We start from the raw sequence: 24,950 nt of genomic DNA, 5'->3' as shown, positions 1-24,950 counted from the left end.
ACATCGGCATTAGTGCGTGCAACAATCGCGGGCTTCGCTTCCAAAAGGCGAAGCTTTCAGCCCAAAGCGGAAGTGCCTCGAGTGGTTCGAGGCATGGACGACGGGCCCAAGACTGACCGCGGTGCCTCCCTCCTGGATGCACATCGGTACAAGTTGGGAATATCAAGAAATGATCCAAACTGAATCCCGGCTCGAAGTGGCCGACAACACAGGCGCGAAATCCGTCCTGTGTATCAAGGTGCTCGGTGGCTCCAAGCGGCGTTACGCCAGCGTGGGCGACGTCATCAAGGTCAGCATCAAGGAAGCCGCTCCGCGTGGTCGCGTCAAGAAGGGCGAGATCTACAGCGCAGTGGTGGTCCGCACCGCCAAGGGCATCCGTCGCGCCGACGGCTCGCTCGTCAAGTTCGACGGCAACGCAGCAGTGTTGCTCAACGCCAAGCTGGAGCCTATCGGCACCCGCATCTTCGGACCGGTCACGCGCGAACTGCGCACCGAGAAGTTCATGAAGATCGTGTCGCTGGCACCCGAAGTTCTGTAAGGACAACAACGCCATGAACAAGATTCGCAAAGGCGACCAGGTCATCGTGTTGGCCGGTCGTGACAAGGGTAAGCGCGGCACCGTGTCGCTCCGCAAGGACGACTCGCACGTGCTTGTCGAGGGCATCAACATCGTCAAGAAGCACACCAAGCCGAACCCGCTCAAGGGTACGACCGGTGGCATCGTCGAGAAGTCCATGCCCATTCACCAATCCAACGTGGCGATCTTCAATGCCGCGACCGGCAAGGCCGATCGCGTGGGGATCAAGATCACCCAGGGTGCTGACGGCAAGCGCGTGGCTGTTCGCGTCTTCAAGTCCAGCGGCGACGAAATCAAGATCGCCTAAGAGGTACTCACATGGCACGTCTCCAACAACACTATCGCGAAAAGATCGCGAAAGACCTGACGGAAAAGTTCGGCTACAAGTCGCCGATGCAGGTTCCGCGCCTCACCAAGATCACGCTCAACATGGGTGTGGGTGAAGCAGTCGCCGACAAGAAGGTTCTCGACAACGCTGTCGCCGACCTGACCAAGATCGCTGGCCAGAAGCCCGTGGTTACCAAGTCGAAGAAGGCTATCGCCGGTTTCAAGATCCGCGAAAACCAGCCGATCGGCTGCATGGTCACGCTGCGTGGCGTGCAGATGTATGAGTTCCTGGACCGTTTCGTGACCATCGCGCTGCCGCGTGTTCGCGACTTCCGCGGCATCTCCGGCCGTGCGTTCGATGGCCGTGGCAACTACAACATCGGCGTCAAGGAACAGATCATTTTCCCTGAGATCGAGTACGACAAGGTCGATGCCCTGCGCGGTCTCAATATCAGCATCACGACGACGGCCAAGACCGACGAAGAAGCCAAGGCGCTTCTCGCTGGTTTCCGTTTCCCGTTCAAGAACTGAGGTGATCTGTGGCTAAAGCATCTTTGATCCAGCGCGAACTCAAGCGCGACAAGCTGGTTGCCAAGTTCGCTGCGAAGCACGCGGAACTGAAGGCAATTTCCAACGACGTGAAGAAGAGCGACGAAGAGCGCGCTGCTGCCCGCCTGGGCCTGCAAAAGCTCCCGCGCAACGCGAACCCCACGCGTCAGCGCAACCGTTGCGAAATCACCGGTCGCCCGCGTGGCACCTTCCGTCAATTCGGTCTGGCCCGCGCCAAGATCCGCGAACTGGCTTTCAATGGCGACATCCCCGGTGTCACCAAGGCCAGCTGGTAAGCCAGGCAGGAGCAAACAACATGAGCATGAGTGATCCCATTGCCGACCTGCTGACGCGTATCCGTAACGCGCAGATGGTGGCGAAGCCCACCGTGTCGGTCCCGTCTTCCAAGGTGAAGATCGCGATCGCACAAGTCCTGAAGGACGAGGGCTACATCGACGGCTTTCAGGTCAAGACCGAAGCCGGCAAGAGCGAACTTGAAATTTCGCTGAAGTACTACGCTGGCCGCCCGGTCATCGAGCGCATTGAGCGCGTGAGCCGTCCTGGCCTGCGCGTCTACAAGGCCAGTGCTTCTATTCCGCAGGTTCAGAACGGCCTCGGCGTTGCGATCGTCACGACCCCCAAGGGCGTGATGACCGACCGCAAGGCTCGCGCCACCGGTGTCGGCGGCGAAGTTCTGTGCTACGTCGCCTAACCGAGACATCGAGGAGTTACTGAAATGTCCCGAGTAGGAAAAATGCCGATCACCATCCCCGCAGGCGTGGATGTGTCGATCAAGGAAGACCAGATCAGCGTCAAGGGCACGGGCGGCATGCTCAGCCTCGCGCGCAACGCGCTGGTGAAGGTCGCCAGCAATGACGGCAAGCTGAGCTTCGAGCCCGCCAACGAGTCGCGTGAAGCGAATGCGATGAGCGGCACGATTCGGCAGCTGGTGAACAACATGGTCGTCGGCGTCACGAAGGGCTTCGAGAAGAAGCTCAACCTGATTGGCGTCGGCTACAAGGCTGCAGCGTCCAACAACAAGCTGAACCTGCAAGTCGGTTATTCGCACCCGGTCAACATCGACATGCCGCAAGGCATCACGGTGGCCACTGCGACCCCGACCGAAATCGTGATCAAGGGTGCTGACCGTCAGCGCGTTGGTCAAATCGCCGCTGAGATCCGCGCTGTTCGTCCGCCAGAGCCCTACAAGGGCAAGGGCATCCGCTATGCGGACGAGAAGATCGTGATCAAAGAGACCAAGAAGAAGTAAGGGGCAGCAAAATGATGTTGACCAAAAAAGCACAGCGTCTTCGCCGCTCGCGCCAGACCCGCATTCGCATCGCGACGCAGGGCGTGGCCCGTCTGACGGTGAACCGCACCAACCTGCACATCTACGCGACCGTCATCTCCGACGACGGCACCAAGGTGATTGCAACCGCATCGACGGCAGAAGCCGAAGTGCGTACCTCGCTCGGCGGTTCGGGCAAAGGCGGCAATGCCGCTGCAGCCACCGCCGTCGGCAAGCGCATCGCTGAAAAGGCGAAGGCTGCCGGCGTCGAGAAGGTCGCCTTCGATCGCGCAGGTTTCGCATACCACGGCCGCGTCAAGGCGCTGGCCGAGGCCGCCCGCGAAGCCGGCCTGCAGTTCTAACCGGACACGAGATTCAAAATGGCAAAGATTCAGGCAAGAACGCAGAACGAAGGCCCCGAGGACGGTTTGCGCGAGAAGATGATCGCGATCAACCGCGTCACCAAGGTGGTGAAGGGTGGTCGTATCCTCGGTTTCGCAGCACTCACCGTGGTCGGTGATGGTGATGGTCGCGTCGGCATGGGCAAGGGCAAGTCGAAGGAAGTGCCCGCTGCAGTGCAGAAGGCCATGGAAGAAGCGCGTCGCAACCTGCTGAAGGTTTCGATCAAGAACGGCACGCTGCATCACCAGGTGCAAGGCCACCATGGCGCTGCGACGGTCGTGATGTACCCGGCTCCCAAGGGTACCGGCATCATCGCCGGCGGCCCGATGCGCGCCGTGTTCGAAGTGATGGGTATCACCGACATCGTGGCCAAGAGCCATGGTTCGTCGAACCCCTACAACATGGTTCGCGCCACGCTCGACGGGTTGAAGAACTCGACGACGGCGGGCCAGGTGGCTGCCAAGCGCGGCCTCACCGTCGAAGAAATCTTCGCTTAAGCGCAAGCCGAAAGAAGCATTCAAATGACGACGCAACAACAAACCCTCAAGGTCCAATTGGTCAAGAGCCCGATCGGTACCAAGGAATCGCATCGCGCGACCGTGCGTGGCCTCGGCCTGCGCAAGCTCAACAGCGTGAGCGAGCTGCAAGACACCCCTGCGGTGCGCGGCATGATCAACAAGATCAGTTATCTGGTCAAAGTTCTGTAAGAGAGACTGATATGGAACTCAATGGCATCAAGCCGGCGGATGGCGCCAAGCACGCCAAGCGCCGCGTCGGCCGCGGTATCGGCTCCGGCATCGGCAAGACCGCAGGTCGCGGTCACAAGGGCCAGAAGTCGCGCGCAGGCGGTTTCCACAAGGTCGGCTTCGAGGGCGGTCAAATGCCGCTGCAGCGTCGCCTGCCGAAGCGTGGCTTCAAGTCGCACCTGCTGAAGTTCAATGCTGAAGTCACGCTGACTGCCCTCGAGCAGCTCGGCTTGGCCGAAGTGGACGTCCTGGCGCTGAAGCAAGCCGGCCTCGTGGGTCAGCTCGCCAAAGTCGTCAAGATCGTCAAGACCGGTGAGCTCACCAAGGCCGTCAAGCTGACGGGCGTGGGCGCAACGGCTGGGGCCAAGGCTGCGATCGAAGCAGTCGGCGGCAGCATCGCCTGATTACCATCGGACTGAAAGAAGTTCTTCGTGGCAACTAACGCGGCAACGATCGCAAAAACAGGCAAGTTCGGCGACCTTCGTCGTCGGCTCGTCTTTTTGCTGCTCGCGCTCGTGGTCTACCGGATTGGCGCACACATTCCTGTGCCGGGTATCAACCCGGACCAGCTGGCGGCGCTGTTCCAGGGCCAGCAGGGCGGCATTCTGAGCCTGTTCAACATGTTCTCGGGCGGGGCGCTGTCGCGCTTCACCGTGTTCGCGTTGGGGATCATGCCGTACATCTCGGCGTCGATCATCATGCAGCTGATGACCTACGTGCTTCCGACCTTCGAGCAATTGAAGAAGGAAGGCGAGGCCGGCCGCCGCAAGATCACGCAGTACACGCGCTATGGTGCGTTGGGCTTGGCTCTGTTCCAGTCGTTCAGCATCGCAGTGGCGCTCGAATCGTCGGCCGGTCTGGTCATCTCGCCCGGTTTCGGCTTCCGCCTGACCGCTATGGTGAGCCTGACGGCAGGTTCGATGTTCCTGATGTGGCTCGGCGAGCAGATCACCGAACGCGGCTTGGGCAACGGCATCTCGATCCTGATCTTTGCAGGTATCGCGGCCGGCCTGCCCAACGCCATCGGTGGCCTGTTGGAGCTGGTGCGTACCGGTGCCATGAATGTCATCATCGCGCTCTTCATCGTCGCGGTGGTGGTGCTGGTCACCTACTTCGTGGTGTTCGTCGAACGCGGCCAGCGCAAGATCCTCGTGAACTATGCGCGGCGCCAGGTCGGTAACAAGGTCTATGGCGGCCAGTCGTCGCACCTGCCCTTGAAGCTGAACATGGCCGGTGTGATTCCGCCGATCTTCGCTTCGTCGATCATCCTGCTGCCCGCAACGGTGGTTGGCTGGTTCAGCACCGGTGAAGGCGGCTTCCGCTGGATCAAGGACGTTGCCGGCGCACTGCGTCCGGGCGAGCCGATCTACGTGCTGCTGTACGCTGCTGCGATCGTTTTCTTCTGCTTCTTCTACACGGCACTCGTGTTCAACAGCAAGGAAACGGCCGACAACCTGAAGAAGAGTGGTGCATTCATTCCTGGCATTCGCCCGGGTGACCAGACCGCTCGCTACATCGACAAGATTCTGGTTCGCCTGACGTTGGCCGGCGCGGTGTACATCACCTTCGTCTGCCTGCTGCCCGAGTTCCTGATCCTGAAGTACAACGTGCCGTTCTACTTCGGTGGTACCTCCCTGCTGATCATCGTGGTCGTCACGATGGACTTCATGGCCCAGGTGCAAAACTACATGATGTCCCAGCAGTACGAATCGCTGCTGAAGAAGGCGAACTTCAAGACATCGTAGGGCTGTGAGTTTCAGTATTGAGAATATTGGGTGAGTGGGCGGTGTACCGCCACGTTAAACAGTTTTAGGAGAATGAAATGAGAGTTTCGGCTTCGGTCAAAACCATCTGCCGTAATTGCAAGGTCATCCGCCGTAAAGGTGTGGTGCGTGTGATTTGCACCGACCCGCGCCACAAGCAGCGCCAGGGTTGATTGAAGAGTATTAGAGGACGCACATGGCACGTATTGCTGGCATCAACATTCCGCCGCACAAGCACGCTGAAATCGGCCTGACCGCCATCTTCGGCATCGGTCGCACCCGCGCCCGTCAGATCTGCGAAGCGAGCGGCATCGAATATTCGAAGAAGATCAAGGATCTGACCGACGCCGATCTCGAAAAGATCCGCGACCAGATCGCTCTGTTCACCATCGAAGGCGATCTGCGTCGCGAGACGACGATGAACATCAAGCGTTTGATGGACATCGGCTGCTATCGCGGCTTCCGTCACCGTCGCGGCCTGCCGATGCGCGGCCAGCGCACGCGCACCAACGCCCGCACCCGCAAGGGTCCGCGCAAGGCTGCGCAGTCCCTGAAGAAATAAGGATAGAACAGCATGGCTAAAGCACCTGCAAACAACGCCGCACAGCGCGTTCGCAAGAAGGTTCGCAAGAACGTCGCGGACGGTATCGCTCACGTGCACGCTTCGTTCAACAACACCATCATCACGATCACCGATCGCCAGGGCAACGCCCTGTCGTGGGCTTCGTCGGGTGGCCAGGGCTTCAAGGGCTCGCGCAAGTCGACGCCGTTCGCTGCGCAGGTGGCTTCCGAAGTGGCCGGCCGTGCTGCTGTCGAACAAGGTATCAAGAACCTCGACGTCGAGATCAAGGGCCCGGGCCCCGGTCGCGAATCGTCGGTGCGCGCACTGGCTGCGCTCGGCATCCGGATCAATTCCATTGCCGACGTGACGCCCGTTCCGCACAACGGCTGCCGTCCCCAGAAGCGTCGCCGCATCTGATCGTCAGTCCGCAAGGCGCAGCCGGCTTTGAATAGCGGCTGCGCATTTGTTTTTTAACTAAGCCCACCGCCATCCGCGTTTCGCCGATGGCTCCCGCAGGCAACTGCGGCAGATGACACAAAGGAAAAATCGTGGCACGTTACCTCGGCCCCAAGGCCAAACTTTCCCGCCGTGAAGGCACCGACCTGTTCCTGAAGAGCGCCCGCCGTTCGATCCAGGACAAGGCCAAGTTCGACTCCAAGCCCGGCCAGCACGGTCGCACCTCGGGTCAGCGCACTTCCGACTACGGCCTGCAACTGCGTGAAAAGCAGAAGGTCAAGCGCATGTACGGCGTGCTCGAAAAGCAATTCCGTCGCTACTTCGAAGAAGCCGATCGCCGCCGTGGCAACACCGGCGCCAACCTGCTGTTCATCCTCGAATCGCGCCTGGACAACGTCGTCTACCGCATGGGCTTCGGCTCGACCCGCGCAGAAGCGCGCCAGCTCGTGTCGCACAAGGCGATCACGGTGAATGGCCAGTCGGTCAACATCCCGTCGTACCTGGTCAAGACCGGCGACGTGATCGCCGTGCGCGACAAGTCGAAGAAGCAGAACCGCATTGTCGAAGCGCTGCAACTCGCCCAGCAAGTCGGTATTCCGGCTTGGGTCGACGTGAATGCCGACAAGGCCGAAGGCACGTTCAAGAAGGTGCCCGATCGCGACGAATTCGCCGCCGACATCAACGAATCGCTGATCGTCGAACTGTATTCGCGTTGATTTTTTCTACCCGCTTGCACGTCTTTGCGCCGGCGGGAGATTGATATTGTTGTTCACGTTCCTGCTCCGCGCTTCGTCGCGGATCAGGTGCTTCACCAGCCTTACCGGTGTAACGAGCCGGGGGTATTGAGAGGAAGTCTGCATGCAAACCACCCTGCTGAAACCCAAGACCATCCAGGTCGAGCAACTTGCCCCCAACAAGGCCAAGGTCACGCTCGAACCTTTCGAGCGCGGCTACGGCCACACGCTCGGCAACGCGCTGCGTCGCGTTCTGCTGTCGTCCATGGTCGGCTACTCGGCCACCGAAGTCACGATCGCTGGCGTTCTGCATGAGTACTCGTCGATCGACGGCGTGCAGGAAGATGTCGTCAACATCCTGCTGAATCTCAAGGGCGTGGTGTTCAAGCTCCACAACCGCGACGAAGTCACGCTGAGCCTGCGCAAGGACGGCGAAGGCCCGGTCCTGGCGTCGGACATCCAGACCCCGCACGACGTCGAGATCATCAACCCCGACCACGTGATCGCGCACCTGTCGCAAGGCGGCAAGCTCGACATGCAGATCAAGGTCGAAAAGGGTCGCGGCTATGTGCCCGGCACGATGCGCCGCTACGCCGACGAGCCGACCAAGTCGATTGGCCGCATCGTCCTCGACGCGTCGTTCTCGCCCGTCAAGCGCGTGAGCTACACGGTCGAAAGCGCCCGTGTCGAACAGCGTACCGACCTCGACAAGCTGCTGGTTGAAATCGAAACCAACGGTGCGATCACTGCCGAAGACGCCGTGCGCGCATCGGCTAAAATCCTGGTCGAACAGCTCGCCGTGTTTGCGCAGCTCGAAGGCGGCGAACTCGCTGCATTCGATGCACCGGCACCGCGCAGTGCACAGCAATTCGATCCGATCCTGCTGCGCCCTGTCGACGAGCTCGAGCTCACCGTGCGTTCGGCCAACTGCCTGAAGGCCGAAAACATCTACTACATCGGTGATCTGATCCAGCGCACCGAAAACGAGCTGCTCAAGACCCCGAACCTGGGTCGCAAGTCGCTCAACGAAATCAAGGAAGTCCTCGCTTCGCGCGGCCTGACCTTGGGTATGAAGCTCGAAAGCTGGCCGCCGGCCGGTCTCGACAAGCGTTGATTTGAATTTTTGAAATAGGCCCCCTTAAAAGGGCCAGTGCACCGGGCAGTACCTGACACGGCTGCCTGTTTTTATAAAGTAAAGGAAAGCACCATGCGTCACGGACACGGACTCCGCAAACTCAACCGCACCAGCTCGCACCGCCTTGCGATGCTGCAGAACATGATGAATTCGCTCATCGAGCACGAAGTCATCAAGACCACGGTCCCCAAGGCCAAGGAACTGCGCCGCGTCATCGAACCAATGATCACGCTCGCCAAGAAGCCCACGCTGGCCAACAAGCGCCTGGCTTTCGACCGCCTGCGCAGCCGCGACAGCGTCGTCAAGCTCTTCGGCGAACTCGGCCCGCGTTTCGCCGCGCGTCCGGGCGGCTACACCCGCATTCTGAAGATGGGTTTCCGCGTGGGCGACAACGCTCCGATGGCACTCGTCGAACTGGTCGACCGTCCTGAAATTAAAGAAGAAGCAGCCGAGCAAAACGCTGCTGATTAAGCTATAATTCCATCTTGCCGCGCGATGGAGCAGCCTGGTAGCTCGTTGGGCTCATAACCCAAAGGTCGCAAGTTCAAATCTTGCTCGCGCAACCAATTTAAAAGGCCCTTTGAATTTCAAAGGGCCTTTTTTCTTGGTCGGTAAATGAATTGAAAAGCCCTCGCAAAGAGGGTTTTTTGTTTCCGGAATTCGCGCTCTCTCTCAGTCTTAACCGTGCCAGGCCGAGCAGCGAATCACGCTGCAGAAATTGCCCCGGTGGAAGTGCGGCTCCTTGTCCGCGATCACGTCTGCCTTGACGTTGCCAAACGTCGTCTCAGGCTTGCACCGGATGCCGTCGTAGAAGGCCTGGATGATGTCTTCCTTGAAGTGTTCGGTGCGCGGATGCGCATGCACGACCTTCGTGCGCTCGGCCTCGCTGTACTCCTTGTAGGTCAGACCCAGCACGTCCATCTCGACGCCAGCCGTGACCAGTGCCACCACCGGGTGCATGTGCTGCGGAATACCGGGCGTCGTGTGCAGCGCGATCGCAGTCCACACCAGGTCGATGTCCTGCTGCGAGATCCCGTGCCCGCGCAGGAAGTCGCGCGCCACGTTCGCGCCGTCGACTTCGAAGCGCTCATGCGCGCTGCTGTGCTTCTTCAGCAACCCCATGTCGTGGAACATCGCTCCGGCGTACAGCAACTCAGGGTCGAAGGTCAGCCCGCGGCGCTTGCCGGCGAGCGCGCCGAAGTAGTAGACCCGGCTCGAATGGTGAAAGAGCAGCGGTGGGGCCGTGTCCCGAACCAGTTCCGTGATCTCGCATGCGAGCGTGCTGTCGGGGATGCGCACCCCTTCGATATCCGTCGTCGTCAAAGCCATGTGGATTTCTCCTGTGAAGTTGAGACAACTTTAGGAGTAGGCTGTGATGGCTTCAATCGACGTGGAGCGGCGAATCCAGACATTGCCCGTCCGAAAGCGCCACAGATCCATGAAAGCTCCGAAGACCATCGCCGTCCTCGCCATGCCCGGCGTCCAGTTGCTGGACGTGTCCGGCCCGCTCGACGTGTTCGCCGAGGCCAACCTGCAAGCCCGCGCGCAGGCCTACAGGTTGCAGGTGATCGCAACCCGGCGAGGGCCCGTTCGCAGTTCCTCGGGAGTACGGCTCATGCCCGATGCAATCATCGGCGATGCAATGGACGAGCCCATACACACGCTGCTGGTCGCGGGCTCTCCGCACGCGGCCGGCGCAGCGTCCGATGCCAATGTGACCGTCTGGCTTAGGCAGCAGACACCCAAGGTGCGTCGCTTCGGCTCGGTCTGCAGCGGTGCCTTTGTGCTGGCCCAGGCCGGGCTCTTGAACGGCCGGCGCGTCACCACGCACTGGGCCGTGGCCGACCAGCTCGCGAAAGACTATCCCTCAGTCACCGTCGACGCCGATGCCATCCATGTGCGCGACGGCCGCCTGCGCACCGCTGCCGGTGTCACGGCGGGCCTGGACCTGTCGCTCGCACTGGTGGAGGAAGACCTCGGCCGCGACATCGCCATGAAGGTTGCGGCGCAGCTCGTGATGTTCTTCAAGCGCCCCGGCGGCCAGATGCAGTTCAGCCGCAAGGGCGGGACCGCGCCCACAGGCCGTTCGGCCCTGCAGGAGGTCCAGCGCTGGATCGCGGCCAACCCTGCCGAGGATCACAGCGTCGCGAATCTCGCGGCGCGCATGGGTCTCAGCGAACGCCACTTTGCGCGGCTCTTCAGGCAGGAGGTCGGGGTCACACCCGCAGCGTGGGTGGAAGACGTTCGCGTGGCCGCCGCGCGCCGCCTGCTGGAGGCTGGAGACGCGGCACCCAAGCAGGTGGCATACGAATGCGGATTCGCCGATGCCGACACGCTGCGCCGCGCGTTCCAGCGGCAGGTCGGCATCACGCCCGCGGAGTACCGCAAGCGCTTCGGGACGGCGTCAGTCAGTCCGGAATGACCGCCGTCACCTCGATCTCGACCTTCGCGCGGTGCTCGACCAGTGCCGCCACCTGCACGCAGGTCATGGCCGGGAAGCTGCGGCCCATCGCATCGCGGTAGACGGGGCCGAGTTCGGCGAGCCGGCTGCTGTATTCGTCCCGATCAGTCACATACCAGGTCATGCGCACCATGTGCTCGGGACCCGCGCCGCCTGCGCGTAGCACTTCGGCGATGTTGCGCAGCGCTAAGCCGCATTGCTCGATGAAGTCGTCCGACTCGAACTGCTGCTGCGCATTCCAGCCGATCTGTCCGCCGACGAACAGCGTCGTGCCGCGTGCGGCAACGCCGTTCGCATAGCCTTTGGGAGGCAGCCAGCCTTCGGGCTGCAGGAGTTTGTGGATCATGATGTTGTGTTGAGTTGTCTCAGTTTGAATCGCTGGAGCTTGCCGGTTTCGGTGCGCGGCAGCACCGGCACGAACTCGATTTCCCGCGGGTATTTGAAAGGCGCGATCGTTGCCTTCACGTGGTCCTGCAGCGCCTTCACGAGGGCTGCGTTGCCCTCGTTGCCGGGCTTGAGGACGCAGAACGCTTTCACGATCATGCCGCGGTCGGCATCGGGCTTGCCGATCACGCCGCACTCGGCCACGGCCGAATGCTTGAGCAGCGCGTCTTCGACCTCGGGGCCGCCGACGTTGTAGCCGGCCGTGATGATCATGTCGTCGGCGCGTGCCTGGTAGAAGAAGTAGCCGTCGTCGTCCTGCACGAACGAATCGCCCGGATAGTTCCAGCCGTTCTTCACGTAGTCGGCCTGGCGCGGGTCGTCGAGATAGCGGCAACCCACAGGCCCCTGCAGCGCAAGTTTGCCGACCGTGCCGCGCGGCACTTCGTTGCCTTCGTTGTCCACCACCTTCGCGGTGAAGCCGGGCACTACCTTGCCGACCGCGCCGCGGCGCACGTCGTCGCCCGCTGCCGAAATGTAGATGTGGAACACCTCGGTGCCGCCGATGCCGTCGAGCATCTCGATGTCGGTAGCGTCCTTCCACAGTTGGCGCGTGGCGTCGGGCAGGGCCTCGCCTGCACTCACGCTGATGCGCAGGCCGGGCATGCCGTGCTGCTTCACGAACGGCGCCATCTGGCGATAGAACGTAGGCGCCGTGTAGCAGATGGTCGCGCCGACCTCGTTGATGAGCTTCACCAGCCCCTCGGGCGTGAACGGCGCATCGGGAAAATAGACCGAAGCCCCTGCCCACATCGGGAATACCAGCAGCCCACCGAGGCCGAAGGTGAAGGCCAGCGGCGGCGAGCCCACCACGATGTCGTCGCTGCGCGCGCGCAGCACATGGCGCGGCCAGGTCTCGCACATCGCGAGCACATCGCGGTGCGTGGTGACGGGCGCCTTCGGCCTGCCCGTGGTGCCCGATGTGAAGGCCAGCAGCGCGATATCGTCCGATGCCGTGGGGCAGGCCTTGAACACGCCGCTCTTCTTCGCCGCGCGTGTAGAGAGTGAGTCTTCCGCTTCAGGCTTGTTGAATGCAATCACCGTGGCGAGCACCGGATGGGCCTGCTGAGCGATCACGAGCTCGTCGAGCAAGCGGCCATCGCACAGCGCGGCCACGGGCTGCGCCTTCTCGATGATCTCGCCCAGCTCCTTCGCGCGCAGCAACGGCATCGTTGCCACCGCGATCAGCCCGGCCTTCACCACCGCGAGCCACGACAGCGCCATGGCCACCGAGTTGCCGCCGCGAAGCAGCACGCGATTGCCCGGCACGAGCCCGAGGTCTTCTGTCAGCACCTGCGCAATGCGATTGACCTCGACGGCCGCTTGCGCGTACGTCAGCGTGCCCTGCGGCGAACGCAGCATCGGCTTGTCGCCGAGGCCATTGGCTGCTGCCTTGTCGAGCAACTCCTCGACCAGGTTCAGCTGGTCGGGCAACTGCAGCTCGGGCAGTTCGTAACGAAAGACGGGCAGCTGCGCGGCAGGCGGCAGGCGGTCGTGAACGAAGCGGTCGACTTGGGCAGACACGGTGTTTATCCCCGCAGAACAGATTTACCGATGATCAGTTGTTGGACTTCCGTCGCGCCTTCGTAGATGCGCAGCGAGCGGATGTCGCGGTAGAGGCTTTCAATCTTCGTGCCAACCTTCACGCCGAGGCCGCCGTGCATCTGCAGCGACATGTCGATCACGCGGCTTGCGTTTTCGGTGGCGCACATCTTGGCCATTGCGGCTGCGGCAGAGACGTCGCCCACTGCCGGTGCACCGCGTTGCTCTGCGTCGTCGCGCATCCACGCAGCGCGGTACGTGAGTAACGCTGCGCTGTCGATCAGCGCTGCCATCTCGCCGAGCTTGGCCTGCGTGAGCTGGAAGTCCGCCAGTGTCTGGCCGAACATGCGGCGGCTCTTCGAATGCGCAATGGCCTCTGCCAACGCGCGACGGCCCATGCCGAGTGCGGCAGCCGCCACCGAAGCGCGGAAGATGTCGAGCGTGCGCATCGCGAGCTTGAAGCCGCCGTTGAGCTCACCGAGCTGCGCCGTGCGCGGCACGATGCAGTTCTCGAAGCGCAGCGTGGCCAGTGGGTGCGGCGCCATCACGTCGATGTGCGCGGAGGTGTCGAGGCCGGGCGTCGTCGCATCGACGATGAAGGCCGTGATGCCGCGCGTGCCACCGGTGGGGTCGGTCTTCGCGAAGACGCAGTAGAAGTCGGCGATGCCGCCGTTGCTGATCCAGGTCTTCTCACCGTTGAGCTTCCAGCCGTCGGCGGTCGCTTCGGCGCGCATTGCCATTGCGCCCACGTCGGAGCCTGCTTCGGGCTCGCTGAGCGCGAAGGCTGCGATTTTGCTGCCCTTGGCCACTGCCGTCAGGTAGTTCGCGTGCTGCTCCGGCGTGCCTGCAAGCGTGATCGCTCCGCTTCCGAGGCCCTGCATCGCGAACGCGAAGTCGGCGAGCGGCGAGTGAAAGGCGAGCGTCTCGCGCAGCAGCACGAGGGCGCGCGAGTCGAGTCGTTCCAGTGCTCCGCCGGACGTACCCGGCACGCAGTAGCGCAGCCAGCCACCGGCGCCGAGCCGTTGAACCCAGTCGCGACAAGCGGCGCGGTCATCGCGCTCGTCGACTTCCTGCGCGGCGGCCCAGGGCAGCAGGCCGTCGGCGAGCGCGCGATGCGCGTCGTCGAAGAACGGCAGCGCCAGGTGCGCGGTCGATGGCGGGGCGGGGGCTTTGGTCATCATCGCGTCAGTCTCCGCCGAACACGGGCTTGCGCTTGGCCGCGAAGGCTTCGTATGCGCGCTTGAAGTCTTCGGTCTGCATGCAGATGGCTTGTGCCTGTGCTTCGGCCTCGATGGCCTGGTCGATGGTCATCGACCATTCCTGCGACAGCATCGTTTTCGTCATGCCGTGCGCGAAGCTCGGGCCTTCGGCCAGTTCGCGCGCCACTTTGGTAGCGGCTTCGAGCAGCGCATCGCCTTCGTGCAGTGCGTTGAAGAAGCCCCAGGCGTGGCCTTCCTGCGCCGTCATCGCACGGCCGGTGAACAGCAGTTCCGAGGCGCGACCCTGGCCGATCACGCGCGGCAGCAGCGCACAGGCGCCCATGTCAGCACCCGCAAGGCCCACACGCGTGAAGAGGAATGCGGTGCGCGTGGCGGGCGAGCCATAGCGCAGGTCGCAAGCCAGCGCAATCATCGCGCCGGCGCCGGCACACACACCGTCGATGGCGCCGACGATCGGCTGCGGGCACGCACGGATCGCCTTCACCAGGTCGCCTGTCATGCGCGTGAACTCCAGCAGCTCGGGCATGCGCATGCCGGTCAGCGGGCCGATGATCTCGTGCACGTCGCCGCCCGAGCAGAAGTTGCCGCCCGCGCCGGTCACGACGAGCGCCTTCACGTCGGTCGCGTAGTTCAGCGCTCGGAACAGGTCGCGCAACTCGGCGTACGAGTCGAACGTGAGCGGGTTCTTGCGCTCCGGCCGGTTCAGCGTGATGGTGCCGACGCCGGCCTCGTAGCTCCATGCGAAGTGCTCGGCCTTGTAGGCTGCCTTCGCTTCGAATTGCGCGCGCATGGGGTTGCCTGCGCCGATGTAGTGCTTCATTCGGTCTCCACTATCAATTGGTTGTGTGAGTGTTCCTTGACCTTGCCGAGCAGCTTGTGGAGCTGCGAGATCTCCTTGCCGCTGAGGCCCGCGAAGGCCTCGACGATCCAGTCTTCATGCTGCTGCGCCATCTCGTTGAAGAGCTTGCGCCCGCGCGGCGTGAGGCGCACGCGCCAGGCGCGGCGGTCACCCTCGACGTTGATGCGCTCGACCAGCCCTTCGGTCACGAGCTGGTCGGTGATGCCGGTCACGTTGCCGCCCGTCACCATCATGCGGCGCGAGAGCTCGTTCATCTTCAGACCGTCGGGCGAGCGTTCGAGCTGCGACATCAGGTCGAAACGCGGCAGCGTGGTGGCGAACTGCGAGCGCAGTTCGTTGCGTACCTGCTTCTCGATGAGCTGGGTGCAGGTGAGCAGCCGCAGCCAGAGCCGCAGTGCTTCGGGGTGTTCGCTGTGCGCGCGCGCTTCGAGGTCCATGTCAGTGCGTCTCCTCGCCGCTTTGTGCGGCCATCGCGGCATTCGCTGCCGCTGCGAGCTGCTGTTGCTTGGCGATCTCTCGGTACATCTGGTCGCGCCCGCTCAGGTACTGCTTGGGCCAGTCGACGTCGCGGCTCTGCAGCTTGGCGGCTTCGTGCAGCGTCCATGCCGGGTCTGCCAGGTGTGGGCGCGCGACGGCGCACAGGTCGGCGCGGCCGGCGGCGATGATGCTGTTGGCCTGGTCGGCATCGGTGATGGCGCCAACGGCGATGGTCGAAATGCCGACTTCGTTGCGGATGCGGTCCGAGAACGGTGTCTGGTACATGCGGCCGTACACCGGCTTCGCGTCGCGCGTGGTCTGGCCGGAAGAAACGTCGATGAAGTCGGCGCCGGCTTCCTTGAAGAGGCGTGCGATCACGATTGCGTCGGCATCGGTGTTGCCGCCGGGCGCCCAGTCGTGCGCGGAGATGCGCACGCTCATGGGCTTGTCCGCTGGCCACACGGCGCGCATGGCGCGGAACACTTCGAGCGGGTAGCGGCAGCGGGCCTCGATGCTGCCGCCGTATTCGTCGGTGCGCAGGTTCGTGAGCGGGCTGATGAAGGCAGACAACAGGTAGCCGTGCGCGCAATGCAGCTCGAGCCAGTCGAAGCCGCATTCGACGGCGCGGCGGGTGGAGTCGACGAACTGGTCGCGCAGCGTGTCCATCTCGGTGCGCGTGATGGCGGCGGGCAGCTGGTTCTGTTCGCCGTAGGGCAGCGCGCTTGCGGCCAGCAGCGGCCAGTTGCCGCTTTCGAGCGGCTCGTCGGTACCTTCCCAGCCTACGCGGGTGGAGCCCTTCGGGCCACTGTGGCCGAGCTGCATGGCGATCTTCGCGCTCGATTGCGTGTGCACGAAATCGACGATGCGTTTGAACGCGGCCTGCTGCGTGTCGTTGTACAGGCCCGTGCAGGCCGGCGTGATGCGACCTTCGGGCGTCGGGCTCGTCATCTCGACGAACACCATCGCGGCCCCGCCGAGCGCGCGTGCACCCAGGTGCACGAGCAGAAAGTCTTGCGGCACGCCGTCGACCGCGCTGTAGGTGGCCATCGGCGACACCAGGATGCGGTTCTTCAGCGTGAGCCCGCGCACCTTGTAGGGCATGAGCATCGGCGCCATGGCCTTGCCGCCCGCCAGCCACTGCTCGTAGCCGCCCAGCCATTGCGTGTCGCGCACGCGCAGGTTCTCGTGGCTGATGCGCTGCGAGCGCGTGAGCAGCGAATAGGCGAACTGCTCGATCTGCATGCCGGTGTAGCGCGGCACGTTCTCGAACCATTCGGTGGAGTTGCGCGCGGCGTTCTGGATCTTCAGCACTTCGACGCTGCGGCGAGCCTCGTAGCCTTCGAGCACGTGGTCGACGGTGCCGCCCTGCGCGAATTCGTTGGCCAGGTCGATCGCGTCTTCCAGCGCGAGCTTGGTGCCCGAGCCGATGGAGAAGTGCGCCGTGTGCGCGGCGTCGCCCATCAGCACCACGGGCACCGAGCGGCCTTCGACGTCGATGCGGTGCGTCCAGCGCTCGCACACCACGCGCGGAAAGCGGATCCAGTTGGCGGAGCCGCGCAGGTGCGTGGCATTGCTGATCAGCGAGTGGCCGCCGAGGTACTTGGCGAACAGCTTCTCGCAGAAGGCGATGGCCTCGGGCTGTTCCATCTGGTCGAGGCCATGGGCCTTCCACACGGCTTCAGGCGTCTCGACGATGAAGGTCGAAGTCTTGTCGTCGAACTGGTAGGCATGCGCCTGGAACCAGCCGTGCTCGGTCTGTTCGAAGGCGAAGGTGAAGGCGTCGAAGGTCTGGTGCGTGCCCAGCCACACGAAGCGGCAGTTGCGCAGATCGACGTCGGGCTTGAAGACGTCGGCGTAGCGCTGGCGGATGCGGCTGTTGAGGCCGTCGCTGGCGATCACCAGATCGGCCTTGTACTGCGCGGCAATGGCCTGGTCGTCGGTGGCGTCGGTTTCGAACACCAGGTCGACGCCGAGCGCGAGGCAGCGCTCCTGCAGGATGTTCAGCAGCCGCTTGCGGCCGATGCCGCAGAAGCCGTGGCCCCCCGAGCGCACCTGGCGGCCCTTGAAGAACACCTGGATGTCGTCCCAGTGGTGGAACTCGTTGCCGATGAGCGCCGCGGTGTCGGCGTCGGCCGCGCGCAGGTTGCCCAGCGTCTGGTCGCTCAGTACTACGCCCCAGCCGAAGGTGTCGAAGGGGCGGTTGCGTTCCACCACGGTGATCTGCAGCGCGGGGTTGCGCGCCTTCATCAACAGGGCGAAATAGAGACCCGCTGGCCCCCCGCCAATGCACAGGATGCGCTGGAGGTCCGAAGCGGGAGCGGATTTGAGCGGGCTGAGGCTGTTCATGGTTCAATAGTTTAGACATAAACAATCCTGTGTCAATCCCGATTCGTACCGACCGCCCGGCGCGCCCTCGCGGCCCCCGCTGACACGGGTAGTGATGCAAACCCTTTGAAAAATCAATACCATGGGCCCCATGCAAAACTTGATACCCAAGATCGAGTCGCAGCTGGCTTCGCTGCCTGTCCCCATCGCGCTGGAGCTGCCAGATGGCCGGCGCGTTGCCCAGGCGGGAGCCCGCGTCACGCTGGCTTTCAAGGAATGGACGGTGCTCGCCAAGTTGGCGGCCCGGCAGGTGGGGGCCATCGGCGAGGCGTATGTCGAGGGCAAGGTGCAGATCGAGGGCGCCATGCGCGACCTGATCGACGCCACCGTCGGCATGCTGCCCGGCAACCCGGCCGAAACCGACACCGGCTGGTGGAGCCGCCTGCAGCACATGGCCAAGTCGCACGGCTCGCACTCGCTGCGCAAGGACGCGGCCCAGATCGAGTTCCACTACGACGTCTCCGACGATTTCTACGCGCTGTGGCTGGACCCGCGCCGGGTGTATTCATGCGCCTACTTCCGCACGCCCGACCTCACGCTGGCGCAGGCGCAGGAAGCCAAGCTCGACCACATCTGCCGCAAGCTCATGCTGCAGCCGGGCGAGCGCTACCTCGACATCGGCTCCGGCTGGGGCGCGCTGCTGCTGTGGGCGGCCGAGCATTACGGCGTGGACGCCACCGGCATCACGCTGTCGAAGAACCAGCATGCCTACGTGCAGCGGCTCATCGAGCAGAAGGGCCTGCAGGGCCGCGTGCGTGTCGAGCTGCGCGACTACCGCGAGGTGCCGGTCGACCAGCCCTTCGACAAGATCTCGTCGGTCGGCATGTTCGAGCACGTGGGCGCGGCCAACATGCCGACCTACTTCCGAAAGATCCATTCGCTGCTGAAGCCGGGCGGCCTGGTCATGAACCATGGCATCACCTCGGGCGAGCTCAACTACCGCCAGTTGGGCGCCGGCATGGGCGACTTCATCGAGAAATACATCTTCCCCGGCGGCGAGCTGTTGCACGTGACGCACGTGCTGCGCGAGACGGCCGCGGCCGGCCTGGAGATGGTCGACACCGAGAGCCTGCGCCCGCACTATGCGCGCACGCTCTGGGCATGGTCGGATGCACTCGAGGCGCAGCTCGACGCCGCGCGCGAGGTGCTGCAGCGCAGCGGCGGCCGCCAGGGCGAGAACGCCGAGCGCGTGCTGCGGGCCTATCGCCTGTACCTCGCAGGCTCGGCCATGAGCTTCGAGCAGGGCTGGATCTCGCTGCACCAGATGCTGTCCACCAGGCCCGACGGAAAGGTCGAACATGGCGTTTTGCGCGGCGCGCAATCGGTGTACCCTTTTGCCCGTGACTACATCTACAAGTGAGTGAAAACACCATGCTCTATCGATTCCAGTCCCGAGCCTCCCCCGACTTCGTGATGCTCGAAGTGCATGCGCGCCAGCTGCTAGACATCGTCGGCAAGTCGGCGGCCCCGCAAGGCATCATCACTGTCGAGCAGATCCCCGGCGCCATCGCGGCCCTCGAAGCCGCCCTGGCGCGCGAGGGCTCCAACGCCCACAACAACGACGACTACGCCGTCGAAGGCCACGCCAACGAGGCCGAGAAGCAGCATGTCGGGCTACACCAGCGTGCGATTCCCCTGCTCCACATGCTCAAGGATTCGCTGGCCGAAAAGAAAGACGTGACCTGGAAGACCTGATCGGTCAGTCAGTCCACTTTCGCTCCAGAATCCTTCACCACCTTCGCCCACTTCACATGCTCGCTCGCAATGAGCTTCGTGAAGTCGGCGGGTGAATTCCCGCTCGGAATCGCGCCCTGCGCGAGCATCTTTTCCTTGATGGCCGGCGTGCTCAGCGACTTGGCCACTTCCTGCTGAATCCGGTTCACTATCTCGGGCGAGGTGCCGGCCGGCGCCAGCAACCCGAACCACGAGCTCGCCTCGAAGCCCTTGAGCGACGGGCCTCCCACTTCTTCCACCGTCGGAATGTCCGGCAGGGCAGGCGAACGCTGCGCGCTCGTCACGGCCAGCGCCGTGAGCTTGCCGGCCTTGATCTGCGCCATCGACGAGGGCAGGTTGTCGAACATCACATCGGCGTTGCCGCCCACCATGTCCAGCAGCGCCGGGCCCGAGCCCTTGTACGGGATGTGCGCCATGAAGGTGCCCGTCATGCTCTTGAACAGCTCGCCCGCAAGATGGATCGACGTGCCGCTGCCGCTCGACGCCATGTTCAGCTTGCCCGGGTTGGCCTTGGCGTACTTGATGAAGTCCTGCACGTTGCGGATGTTCAGCGTCTTCGCCTTGTCGGCGTTCATCTCCATCACGTTCGGCACGGCGGCCACCAGCGTGATGGGCGCGAAGTCCTTGATCGGGTCGAAGGGCAGCTTGGGGTACAGCGCGCGGTTGATGCCGTGCGTGCCCACCGTGCCCATCAGCAGCGTGTAGCCGTCGTTCGGCGCGCGCGCCACGATCTCGGCGCCCACGTTGCCGCCAGCGCCCGCGCGGTTGTCCACGATGAATTGCTGGCCGAAGGCCTTCGACAGCTCGGGCGCCACGGCGCGCGCCAGGATGTCTGTGGTGCCGCCGGCCGCAAACGGCACGACGATGCGCACCGGCTTGGTCGGCCAGGTGCCTTGGGCCCACGAAGGGGCGGCCATCAGGGTCAGGGCGGTGGCTACGGAGGCGGCCAGCGCGGTGCGGCGACTGGGCTTGAAGAGAGAGAAAGAAGAAGTCATGCGCGCGTTTGTACAGGTGCGCGCCGCGGGCGTCGCGGGTGAAAACCCCGTGAGCCGGTGGGTCGACGCACGGTCGGCTCAGGCCACCTGCATCCGCTGCGCAAACCGCTCGTTGCGAAAACGCTCCAGCACGAAGTCGATGAACACGCGCGTCTTCGGCGGCAGCAGCTTCTTGCTCGGGTAATAGAGCCACACCGCGCCCGCGTCCTGGTGCCATTCGGGCAGCAGCCGCAGCAGCTCGCCACTGCGCAGCCCGCGCTCCACGAAGGGCATCGGCAGCATCGCTACGCCCAGCCCCATCAGCGCCGCATGCGCGATGGCTTCGGGGTCGTTGAAGATCGCGCGCGGCCGGGGCAGGTCGACTGTTGCCTCCTCACCGCGCGCATGCCGCAGCGTCCAGCTGCGCAGTCGCCCGGTAGGCGAGGAGCGGCGCAGCAGGGTGTCCAGCGCCGCCAAGTCCGAGGGCTGTCGCGGCCGCTTGCGCCCCTCCATGTAGCGCGGCGAGGCCACCGCCACCACGTGGATGCGCGCCAGCTCCCGCGCCACCAGCCCGGCCGACAGCTCGATGCCGCCGCCGATGGCCGCGTCGAAGCCCTCGCCGACCAGGTCGACCTGCTGGTTGTCGAAATGCCAGTCCGGCAGGATGGCCGGGTAGCGCGCGAGAAAGTCGCCCATCAACGGCAGCACATGCTCGCGTCCGAAGGCCTGGCCCATGCTCACCTTCAGCGTGCCGGCGGGCTGGCCGTCGTCGGTGTCGATGCCGGCCACGGCCTCCTGCAGCGTGGCCAGCGCGGGGCCGATCTGCGCCAGGAAGCGCTCGCCGCCCTCGGTGAGCGTGAGGCTGCGCGTGCTGCGCTGGAACAGCCGCACACCCAGCCGCGCTTCGAGCCGCGCCACGTTCTTGCTGACCGCGGCCGGCGTCAGCCCCAGGCGCCGGGCGGCGGCCGAGAAGCTGCCGCCCTCTGCGCTCTGCACGAAGGATTCGAGGTGATTGAGCGGTTCCATCGCCGCATTGTCATTCTCATCTTCAACTTTGGGTTGAATTTGATTGCGCCAATTGATGGCTACCGCCGAGGGAATGAAGTGCCGACACTGGAGGCCTTCTTCCTCCTTTCTTCTTTCACCTGATCGGAAAAATCATGACTTCCAGCACTGCTTCTTCTCCCGTCTTGACCGGCAAGGTCGCCTTCGTCACCGGCGGTTCGCGCGGCATCGGCGCGGCCATCGTGCGCCGCCTGGCGCGCGACGGCGCCGCCGTGGCCTTCAGCTATGCCAGCTCGGCCGCCCCGGCCGACGAACTGGTGCGCAGCATCCAGTCCGAAGGCGACCGCGCCCTCGCGCTGAAGATCGACAGCGCCGACGCCGCGGCTCTCACCGCCGGCATCGACGAAGCGGCCCGTGCCCTCGGCAAGATTGACATCCTCGTGAACAACGCCGGCGTGTTCCTCGGCGGCACCCTCGACGACTTCTCGCTCGAGGACTTCGACAAGACGCTGGACATCAACGTGCGCGCCGTGTTCGTCGCCGCCAAGGCGGCCTCGCGCCACATGGGCGAAGGCGGCCGCATCATCAACATCGGCAGCACCAACGCCGAGCGCATGCCATGGCCCGGTGGCAGCGCCTATGCGATGAGCAAATCGGCGCTGGTCGGCCTGGTGCAGGGCCTGTCGCGCGACCTCGGCCCGCGCGGCATCACGGTCAACAACGTGCAGCCCGGCCCGGTCAACACCGACATGAATCCGGTCGACGGTCCCAACGCCGCAGCCATGCATGGACTGATGGCGCTGGCCCGCCACGCCCGCCCGGAAGAAATCGCCGGCATGGTCGGCTACCTGGCCAGCCCGGAGGCTGCGTTCGTGACCGGCGCCAGCCTGAACATCGACGGCGGCTTTGCAGCCTGAGCGGCCTGCCTCTGCTAGGGGCGCGGAATCAGTGGCGACGACGGCGCTGCTGCTGGTGGCCGCTGCGGGTAGACCGAGGTCCCGAAGGTGTTGCCCATGCGGTGGCCGGTTGCCGCCCGGTTGAACAGCCCGAGCTGATTCGATGGCTTCTGCACCATCGCTTCCGAGGCCATGCCGGGCTGCGCCGCGTCAGGTGCGCGCGCCGAGGCCGCGGGGCGCAGCTTCTCCGTCAGGCAATCGTATGAGGGTGTCCGCTCGCCGTTGACGGTCACTTCCACGCAGGGCCGGGCAGCAGCCGCATCGTTCGCCTGCGCCAATGCGCTCACGCAGCAGCCCAACGCCAAGGCTGCCGCGACGCCGTACAGACAAACCACCCGCATCCTGCACCTCCATTGCGCCATCGGCGTCCGCGCAGTCTATGCATCGGGCAAGTCATTGAAAAGACGCCGGGGGAACAGCCCTCGCGCGCAAAGAAAACGTTCCCCGCGCAGAGGCCCTTCTTCTTAAGTATGAAAAACCGGCCGGAGAGGTCTGGGTGACATTTTGTTGATGAAGTTTTCGTGACAAACGACAGTCGCCGCGCATGCAGTGCGTCTAGGTAGGGTACGCCGCAGCGACACGAAAGCTCTCCCCGATGAGCCGCTGCCAGGCGCGCTTCATTCCTTGGGAACAGAGCTTCAAATGCATGCAATCAAGAAGAACGAGAAAGGCCCGCCGGGACGCTGTCGTCGCGCAGTGTGGCTGGCAGTGATGGCGATGGGCGCGCAGGGAGCCGCCTTCGCCCAAGCGCCCGCATCTGCACCTGCGGCACCCGCCGCGACTCCGGCCGCGGCCGTAGCCGCAGCCGTCGAGCCCGCGCGCAAGGTCGACATCGCCGAATACATCGTGCGCGGCAACACCGTGCTCGACGCGCGCGCCATCGAGAAGGCGGTCACGCCCTTCCTCGGCCCCGAGCGCACGCTGAAGGACGTGGAAGGCGCGCGCGACGCGCTGCTCGCGGCCTACCAGGCTGCGGGCTACCAGTCGGTGTATGTCGATCTGCCCGAGCAGCAGGTGACGCAGGGCGTCGTGTTCCTGCAGGTCAACGAGACCCGCGTGGGCCGCGTGCGCGTGGTGGGCGCCGAGTACAACTCGCCGCTCGACGTGCGCGACCAGGTGCCGGCGTTGAAGGAGGGCAGCGTGCCCAACTTCAACAAGGCACAGGCCGAACTCACCGCGCTCAACCGCGGCCCCAAGCGGCAGGTGATGCCGCTGGTGCGCCAGGGCAGCATGCCGGGCACCATGGACGTCGATCTCAAGGTCGAGGACTCGAGCCCGTGGCGCGCCAGCGTCGGCCTCAACAACGACTACAGCGCCGACACGCGCAAGCTGCGCGCCACCGCATCGATCGGCCACGACAACCTCTGGCAACTGGGCCACAGCGCCTCCATCAGCTTCTTCGGCGCGCCGCAGGACCTGAGCCAGACGAAGGTGGTCTCGGCTTCATACACCGCACCGCTGCCGGGCACCAACTGGAGCCTGGAAGCCAATGCCCTCTCGTCCGACAGCAACGTGGCCACCGTGGGCGGCACCGACGTGCTCGGCAAGGGCCACTCGTTCGGCCTGAAGGCGACCTACACCGTGCCCAATGCCGGCAACTGGTGGCACGCGTTCAGCGTCGGCATCGACTTCAAGAACAACAAGGAAGCGCTCACGCTGAAGGGCAGCGGCGACACCGTGCCGCTCAAGTACGCGCCGATCACGCTGTCTTACTCGGGCTTGCGCCAGTCGGAGAACAGCCAGTACGGCGTGGGCATCTCGCTGGTGGTGGGCACCAGCAGCTCATTCAAGTACGGCAGCGACTGGCAGGCCTTCGACTACAAGCGCTACAAGGCCTCGCCCAGCTTCATGGTGCTGAAGACCGACCTCAACGGCACGCACACCTTCGACGGCGGCTCGCAGCTGGCCTTCCGCTTCAACGGGCAGATGACCGATTCGTCATTGGTGTCGAGCGAGCAGATCGCCGGCGGCGGCATGAACTCGGTGCGCGGCTATCTCTCGGCCGAAGCCACCGGCGACTACGGCGTGGTGGGCTCGGTCGAGCTGCGCAGCCAGCCGCTGACCTATCTCGGCAGCGCGGTCGAGAACTGGCGCGTGTACGCCTTCGCCGATGCGGCGCGGCTGCGCCTGAAGAGCCCGCTGCCTGAGCAGGAAGACCGCTTCTCGCTGTACTCGGTCGGTGTGGGCACCACCTTCAAGCTTGGCCAGTACCTCGCGGGCCGCGTCGATATCGGCTACCCGCTCACCGACGGCCCGCGCACGAAGAAGCACGACCCGCGCGTGAATTTCAGCCTCACCGCGAACTACTGATCCACGCAAGCCGCCGTCTCCTTTTTCTTCTTCCATTTTTCATCGTT

At 64.1% G+C, this 24,950-nt stretch carries 32 protein-coding genes and 1 tRNA gene; 23 read left to right on the top strand and 10 right to left on the bottom strand.

Going from position 1 to position 24,950, the window contains the following annotated elements; translation table 11 throughout:
* The first annotated feature begins 169 nt into the window (after positions 1-169).
* The 18 genes from rplN (at position 170) to ACSFBF_RS17560 (ending at position 9,105) form a co-directional block, all read left to right on the top strand.
* A complete protein-coding gene (gene rplN / locus ACSFBF_RS17645) occupies positions 170-538 on the top strand; it encodes a 50S ribosomal protein L14 (RefSeq protein WP_009124801.1) in 369 nt (122 codons plus the stop codon).
* 13 nt (positions 539-551) lie between these two features.
* Positions 552-884: a 50S ribosomal protein L24 gene (gene rplX, locus ACSFBF_RS17640; protein ID WP_435469136.1), complete on the top strand. Its 333-nt coding sequence runs from the start codon at positions 552-554 to the stop codon at positions 882-884.
* Positions 885-895: 11 nt separating this feature from the next.
* Positions 896-1,435 carry a 50S ribosomal protein L5 gene (gene rplE / locus ACSFBF_RS17635; RefSeq protein ID WP_013544114.1) on the top strand — a complete coding sequence of 180 codons (540 nt, stop codon included), beginning with the start codon at positions 896-898 and terminating at the stop codon, positions 1,433-1,435.
* A gap of 8 nt (positions 1,436-1,443) precedes the next feature.
* Positions 1,444-1,749, top strand: coding sequence for a 30S ribosomal protein S14 (rpsN, locus tag ACSFBF_RS17630; RefSeq protein ID WP_042577476.1), 306 nt, complete (start codon positions 1,444-1,446; stop codon positions 1,747-1,749).
* Between the two features lie 20 nt (positions 1,750-1,769).
* A complete protein-coding gene (gene rpsH / locus ACSFBF_RS17625) occupies positions 1,770-2,165 on the top strand; it encodes a 30S ribosomal protein S8 (RefSeq protein ID WP_093059395.1) in 396 nt (131 codons plus the stop codon).
* Positions 2,166-2,189: 24 nt separating this feature from the next.
* Positions 2,190-2,723, top strand: coding sequence for a 50S ribosomal protein L6 (gene rplF / locus ACSFBF_RS17620; RefSeq protein WP_435469133.1), 534 nt, complete (start codon positions 2,190-2,192; stop codon positions 2,721-2,723).
* A gap of 14 nt (positions 2,724-2,737) precedes the next feature.
* Positions 2,738-3,103, top strand: a complete 366-nt coding sequence (gene rplR, locus ACSFBF_RS17615) for a 50S ribosomal protein L18 (protein WP_042672913.1) — start codon at positions 2,738-2,740, stop codon at positions 3,101-3,103.
* A gap of 18 nt (positions 3,104-3,121) precedes the next feature.
* A complete protein-coding gene (rpsE, locus tag ACSFBF_RS17610) occupies positions 3,122-3,640 on the top strand; it encodes a 30S ribosomal protein S5 (protein ID WP_093059391.1) in 519 nt (172 codons plus the stop codon).
* A gap of 24 nt (positions 3,641-3,664) precedes the next feature.
* Positions 3,665-3,850 carry a 50S ribosomal protein L30 gene (gene rpmD, locus ACSFBF_RS17605; RefSeq protein ID WP_009124818.1) on the top strand — a complete coding sequence of 62 codons (186 nt, stop codon included), beginning with the start codon at positions 3,665-3,667 and terminating at the stop codon, positions 3,848-3,850.
* A gap of 11 nt (positions 3,851-3,861) precedes the next feature.
* Positions 3,862-4,293 (top strand): 50S ribosomal protein L15, encoded by a 432-nt coding sequence (gene rplO / locus ACSFBF_RS17600; RefSeq protein ID WP_435469131.1) that lies wholly within the window; start codon positions 3,862-3,864, stop codon positions 4,291-4,293.
* Positions 4,294-4,320: 27 nt separating this feature from the next.
* Positions 4,321-5,634 carry a preprotein translocase subunit SecY gene (secY, locus tag ACSFBF_RS17595; protein WP_435469129.1) on the top strand — a complete coding sequence of 438 codons (1,314 nt, stop codon included), beginning with the start codon at positions 4,321-4,323 and terminating at the stop codon, positions 5,632-5,634.
* A 77-nt stretch (positions 5,635-5,711) separates the two neighbouring features.
* Positions 5,712-5,825, top strand: a complete 114-nt coding sequence (gene rpmJ, locus ACSFBF_RS17590) for a 50S ribosomal protein L36 (protein WP_013544106.1) — start codon at positions 5,712-5,714, stop codon at positions 5,823-5,825.
* Positions 5,826-5,848: 23 nt separating this feature from the next.
* Positions 5,849-6,214: a 30S ribosomal protein S13 gene (gene rpsM / locus ACSFBF_RS17585; RefSeq protein WP_013544105.1), complete on the top strand. Its 366-nt coding sequence runs from the start codon at positions 5,849-5,851 to the stop codon at positions 6,212-6,214.
* Between the two features lie 12 nt (positions 6,215-6,226).
* A complete protein-coding gene (gene rpsK, locus ACSFBF_RS17580) occupies positions 6,227-6,631 on the top strand; it encodes a 30S ribosomal protein S11 (protein ID WP_009124825.1) in 405 nt (134 codons plus the stop codon).
* Positions 6,632-6,762: 131 nt separating this feature from the next.
* Positions 6,763-7,386 (top strand): 30S ribosomal protein S4, encoded by a 624-nt coding sequence (rpsD, locus tag ACSFBF_RS17575; RefSeq protein ID WP_009124826.1) that lies wholly within the window; start codon positions 6,763-6,765, stop codon positions 7,384-7,386.
* Between the two features lie 142 nt (positions 7,387-7,528).
* Positions 7,529-8,518 (top strand): DNA-directed RNA polymerase subunit alpha, encoded by a 990-nt coding sequence (locus ACSFBF_RS17570; protein ID WP_093059385.1) that lies wholly within the window; start codon positions 7,529-7,531, stop codon positions 8,516-8,518.
* Positions 8,519-8,611: 93 nt separating this feature from the next.
* Positions 8,612-9,010, top strand: a complete 399-nt coding sequence (gene rplQ / locus ACSFBF_RS17565; RefSeq protein WP_435469125.1) for a 50S ribosomal protein L17 — start codon at positions 8,612-8,614, stop codon at positions 9,008-9,010.
* 18 nt (positions 9,011-9,028) lie between these two features.
* Positions 9,029-9,105, top strand: a tRNA-Met gene (locus ACSFBF_RS17560).
* A gap of 112 nt (positions 9,106-9,217) precedes the next feature.
* Here the strand turns inward: ACSFBF_RS17560 and ACSFBF_RS17555 are convergent.
* Complete coding sequence (locus ACSFBF_RS17555; protein WP_435469123.1) at positions 9,218-9,868, bottom strand: HD domain-containing protein; 651 nt, start codon at positions 9,866-9,868, stop codon at positions 9,218-9,220.
* A 109-nt stretch (positions 9,869-9,977) separates the two neighbouring features.
* On the opposite strand from ACSFBF_RS17555, the gene ACSFBF_RS17550 reads away from it, so the two are divergent.
* Positions 9,978-10,961, top strand: a complete 984-nt coding sequence (locus ACSFBF_RS17550; RefSeq protein WP_435469121.1) for a GlxA family transcriptional regulator — start codon at positions 9,978-9,980, stop codon at positions 10,959-10,961.
* On the opposite strand, the gene ACSFBF_RS17545 is transcribed toward ACSFBF_RS17550, so the two are convergent.
* The 6 genes from ACSFBF_RS17545 to ACSFBF_RS17520 are packed head-to-tail and all read right to left on the bottom strand — an operon-like array spanning position 10,948 to position 17,885.
* Complete coding sequence (locus ACSFBF_RS17545) at positions 10,948-11,346, bottom strand: RidA family protein (protein WP_435469119.1); 399 nt, start codon at positions 11,344-11,346, stop codon at positions 10,948-10,950. The genes ACSFBF_RS17550 and ACSFBF_RS17545 overlap by 14 nt on opposite strands.
* On the bottom strand, positions 11,343-12,965 hold the full coding sequence (locus ACSFBF_RS17540; protein WP_435469117.1) for an AMP-binding protein: 1,623 nt from the start codon (positions 12,963-12,965) through the stop codon (positions 11,343-11,345). The genes ACSFBF_RS17545 and ACSFBF_RS17540 overlap by 4 nt, the downstream gene beginning before the upstream one ends.
* A 5-nt stretch (positions 12,966-12,970) precedes the next feature.
* Positions 12,971-14,164, bottom strand: coding sequence for an acyl-CoA dehydrogenase family protein (locus tag ACSFBF_RS17535; RefSeq protein ID WP_435469115.1), 1,194 nt, complete (start codon positions 14,162-14,164; stop codon positions 12,971-12,973).
* 4 nt (positions 14,165-14,168) lie between these two features.
* A complete protein-coding gene (locus ACSFBF_RS17530; protein WP_435469113.1) occupies positions 14,169-15,023 on the bottom strand; it encodes an enoyl-CoA hydratase family protein in 855 nt (284 codons plus the stop codon).
* Positions 15,020-15,499 carry a MarR family winged helix-turn-helix transcriptional regulator gene (locus ACSFBF_RS17525; protein ID WP_093059368.1) on the bottom strand — a complete coding sequence of 160 codons (480 nt, stop codon included), beginning with the start codon at positions 15,497-15,499 and terminating at the stop codon, positions 15,020-15,022. Before ACSFBF_RS17525 ends, ACSFBF_RS17530 begins: the two co-directional genes overlap by 4 nt.
* 1 nt (position 15,500) lies before the next feature.
* On the bottom strand, positions 15,501-17,885 hold the full coding sequence (locus ACSFBF_RS17520; protein WP_435469110.1) for a bifunctional salicylyl-CoA 5-hydroxylase/oxidoreductase: 2,385 nt from the start codon (positions 17,883-17,885) through the stop codon (positions 15,501-15,503).
* 130 nt (positions 17,886-18,015) lie between these two features.
* Between ACSFBF_RS17520 and ACSFBF_RS17515 the strand changes: the two genes are divergently transcribed.
* Positions 18,016-19,284 carry a class I SAM-dependent methyltransferase gene (locus ACSFBF_RS17515; RefSeq protein WP_435469108.1) on the top strand — a complete coding sequence of 423 codons (1,269 nt, stop codon included), beginning with the start codon at positions 18,016-18,018 and terminating at the stop codon, positions 19,282-19,284.
* 11 nt (positions 19,285-19,295) lie between these two features.
* Complete coding sequence (locus ACSFBF_RS17510) at positions 19,296-19,619, top strand: DUF1840 domain-containing protein (protein ID WP_435469106.1); 324 nt, start codon at positions 19,296-19,298, stop codon at positions 19,617-19,619.
* Between the two features lie 8 nt (positions 19,620-19,627).
* Here ACSFBF_RS17510 and ACSFBF_RS17505 read toward each other — a convergent pair whose 3' ends face one another.
* Both ACSFBF_RS17505 and ACSFBF_RS17500 read right to left on the bottom strand, forming a co-directional pair.
* On the bottom strand, positions 19,628-20,653 hold the full coding sequence (locus ACSFBF_RS17505; RefSeq protein ID WP_435469104.1) for a Bug family tripartite tricarboxylate transporter substrate binding protein: 1,026 nt from the start codon (positions 20,651-20,653) through the stop codon (positions 19,628-19,630).
* Positions 20,654-20,731: 78 nt separating this feature from the next.
* A complete protein-coding gene (locus ACSFBF_RS17500; RefSeq protein WP_435469102.1) occupies positions 20,732-21,658 on the bottom strand; it encodes a LysR family transcriptional regulator in 927 nt (308 codons plus the stop codon).
* Between the two features lie 134 nt (positions 21,659-21,792).
* Here ACSFBF_RS17500 and ACSFBF_RS17495 point away from each other — a divergent pair, with 134 nt between their 5' ends.
* Positions 21,793-22,554 (top strand): SDR family oxidoreductase, encoded by a 762-nt coding sequence (locus tag ACSFBF_RS17495; protein ID WP_435469100.1) that lies wholly within the window; start codon positions 21,793-21,795, stop codon positions 22,552-22,554.
* Between the two features lie 14 nt (positions 22,555-22,568).
* Here ACSFBF_RS17495 and ACSFBF_RS17490 read toward each other — a convergent pair whose 3' ends face one another.
* Complete coding sequence (locus tag ACSFBF_RS17490) at positions 22,569-22,934, bottom strand: hypothetical protein (protein ID WP_435469098.1); 366 nt, start codon at positions 22,932-22,934, stop codon at positions 22,569-22,571.
* A gap of 301 nt (positions 22,935-23,235) precedes the next feature.
* Here ACSFBF_RS17490 and ACSFBF_RS17485 point away from each other — a divergent pair, with 301 nt between their 5' ends.
* On the top strand, positions 23,236-24,903 hold the full coding sequence (locus tag ACSFBF_RS17485; RefSeq protein ID WP_435469096.1) for a ShlB/FhaC/HecB family hemolysin secretion/activation protein: 1,668 nt from the start codon (positions 23,236-23,238) through the stop codon (positions 24,901-24,903).
* Positions 24,904-24,950: the final 47 nt, after the last annotated feature.

Source organism: Variovorax nivicola, from assembly GCF_051216475.1.
Classification (GTDB): Bacteria; Pseudomonadota; Gammaproteobacteria; order Burkholderiales; family Burkholderiaceae_C; genus Variovorax.
Note: the sequence above shows the minus strand (reverse complement) of the source record. Positions and strands in the feature narration are given on the sequence as shown.

Coding starts and splice junctions, on each gene's coding strand:
- rplF (WP_435469133.1), top strand. CDS start 2,190: ATGTCCCGAGTAGGAAAAATGCCGATCACCATCCCCGCAGGCGTGGAT.
- rplR (WP_042672913.1), top strand. CDS start 2,738: ATGTTGACCAAAAAAGCACAGCGTCTTCGCCGCTCGCGCCAGACCCGC.
- rplN (WP_009124801.1), top strand. CDS start 170: ATGATCCAAACTGAATCCCGGCTCGAAGTGGCCGACAACACAGGCGCG.
- ACSFBF_RS17485 (WP_435469096.1), top strand. CDS start 23,236: ATGCATGCAATCAAGAAGAACGAGAAAGGCCCGCCGGGACGCTGTCGT.
- ACSFBF_RS17500 (WP_435469102.1), bottom strand. CDS start 21,658: ATGGAACCGCTCAATCACCTCGAATCCTTCGTGCAGAGCGCAGAGGGC.
- ACSFBF_RS17525 (WP_093059368.1), bottom strand. CDS start 15,499: ATGGACCTCGAAGCGCGCGCGCACAGCGAACACCCCGAAGCACTGCGG.
- ACSFBF_RS17555 (WP_435469123.1), bottom strand. CDS start 9,868: ATGGCTTTGACGACGACGGATATCGAAGGGGTGCGCATCCCCGACAGC.
- rpsK (WP_009124825.1), top strand. CDS start 6,227: ATGGCTAAAGCACCTGCAAACAACGCCGCACAGCGCGTTCGCAAGAAG.
- ACSFBF_RS17495 (WP_435469100.1), top strand. CDS start 21,793: ATGACTTCCAGCACTGCTTCTTCTCCCGTCTTGACCGGCAAGGTCGCC.
- ACSFBF_RS17530 (WP_435469113.1), bottom strand. CDS start 15,023: ATGAAGCACTACATCGGCGCAGGCAACCCCATGCGCGCGCAATTCGAA.
- ACSFBF_RS17510 (WP_435469106.1), top strand. CDS start 19,296: ATGCTCTATCGATTCCAGTCCCGAGCCTCCCCCGACTTCGTGATGCTC.
- rplX (WP_435469136.1), top strand. CDS start 552: ATGAACAAGATTCGCAAAGGCGACCAGGTCATCGTGTTGGCCGGTCGT.
- ACSFBF_RS17570 (WP_093059385.1), top strand. CDS start 7,529: ATGCAAACCACCCTGCTGAAACCCAAGACCATCCAGGTCGAGCAACTT.
- ACSFBF_RS17545 (WP_435469119.1), bottom strand. CDS start 11,346: ATGATCCACAAACTCCTGCAGCCCGAAGGCTGGCTGCCTCCCAAAGGC.
- rpmJ (WP_013544106.1), top strand. CDS start 5,712: ATGAGAGTTTCGGCTTCGGTCAAAACCATCTGCCGTAATTGCAAGGTC.
- rplQ (WP_435469125.1), top strand. CDS start 8,612: ATGCGTCACGGACACGGACTCCGCAAACTCAACCGCACCAGCTCGCAC.
- ACSFBF_RS17515 (WP_435469108.1), top strand. CDS start 18,016: ATGCAAAACTTGATACCCAAGATCGAGTCGCAGCTGGCTTCGCTGCCT.
- rplO (WP_435469131.1), top strand. CDS start 3,862: ATGGAACTCAATGGCATCAAGCCGGCGGATGGCGCCAAGCACGCCAAG.
- rpsH (WP_093059395.1), top strand. CDS start 1,770: ATGAGCATGAGTGATCCCATTGCCGACCTGCTGACGCGTATCCGTAAC.
- ACSFBF_RS17490 (WP_435469098.1), bottom strand. CDS start 22,934: ATGCGGGTGGTTTGTCTGTACGGCGTCGCGGCAGCCTTGGCGTTGGGC.
- rpmD (WP_009124818.1), top strand. CDS start 3,665: ATGACGACGCAACAACAAACCCTCAAGGTCCAATTGGTCAAGAGCCCG.
- rpsE (WP_093059391.1), top strand. CDS start 3,122: ATGGCAAAGATTCAGGCAAGAACGCAGAACGAAGGCCCCGAGGACGGT.
- ACSFBF_RS17505 (WP_435469104.1), bottom strand. CDS start 20,653: ATGACTTCTTCTTTCTCTCTCTTCAAGCCCAGTCGCCGCACCGCGCTG.
- rpsM (WP_013544105.1), top strand. CDS start 5,849: ATGGCACGTATTGCTGGCATCAACATTCCGCCGCACAAGCACGCTGAA.
- ACSFBF_RS17520 (WP_435469110.1), bottom strand. CDS start 17,885: ATGAACAGCCTCAGCCCGCTCAAATCCGCTCCCGCTTCGGACCTCCAG.
- ACSFBF_RS17535 (WP_435469115.1), bottom strand. CDS start 14,164: ATGATGACCAAAGCCCCCGCCCCGCCATCGACCGCGCACCTGGCGCTG.
- rplE (WP_013544114.1), top strand. CDS start 896: ATGGCACGTCTCCAACAACACTATCGCGAAAAGATCGCGAAAGACCTG.
- ACSFBF_RS17550 (WP_435469121.1), top strand. CDS start 9,978: ATGAAAGCTCCGAAGACCATCGCCGTCCTCGCCATGCCCGGCGTCCAG.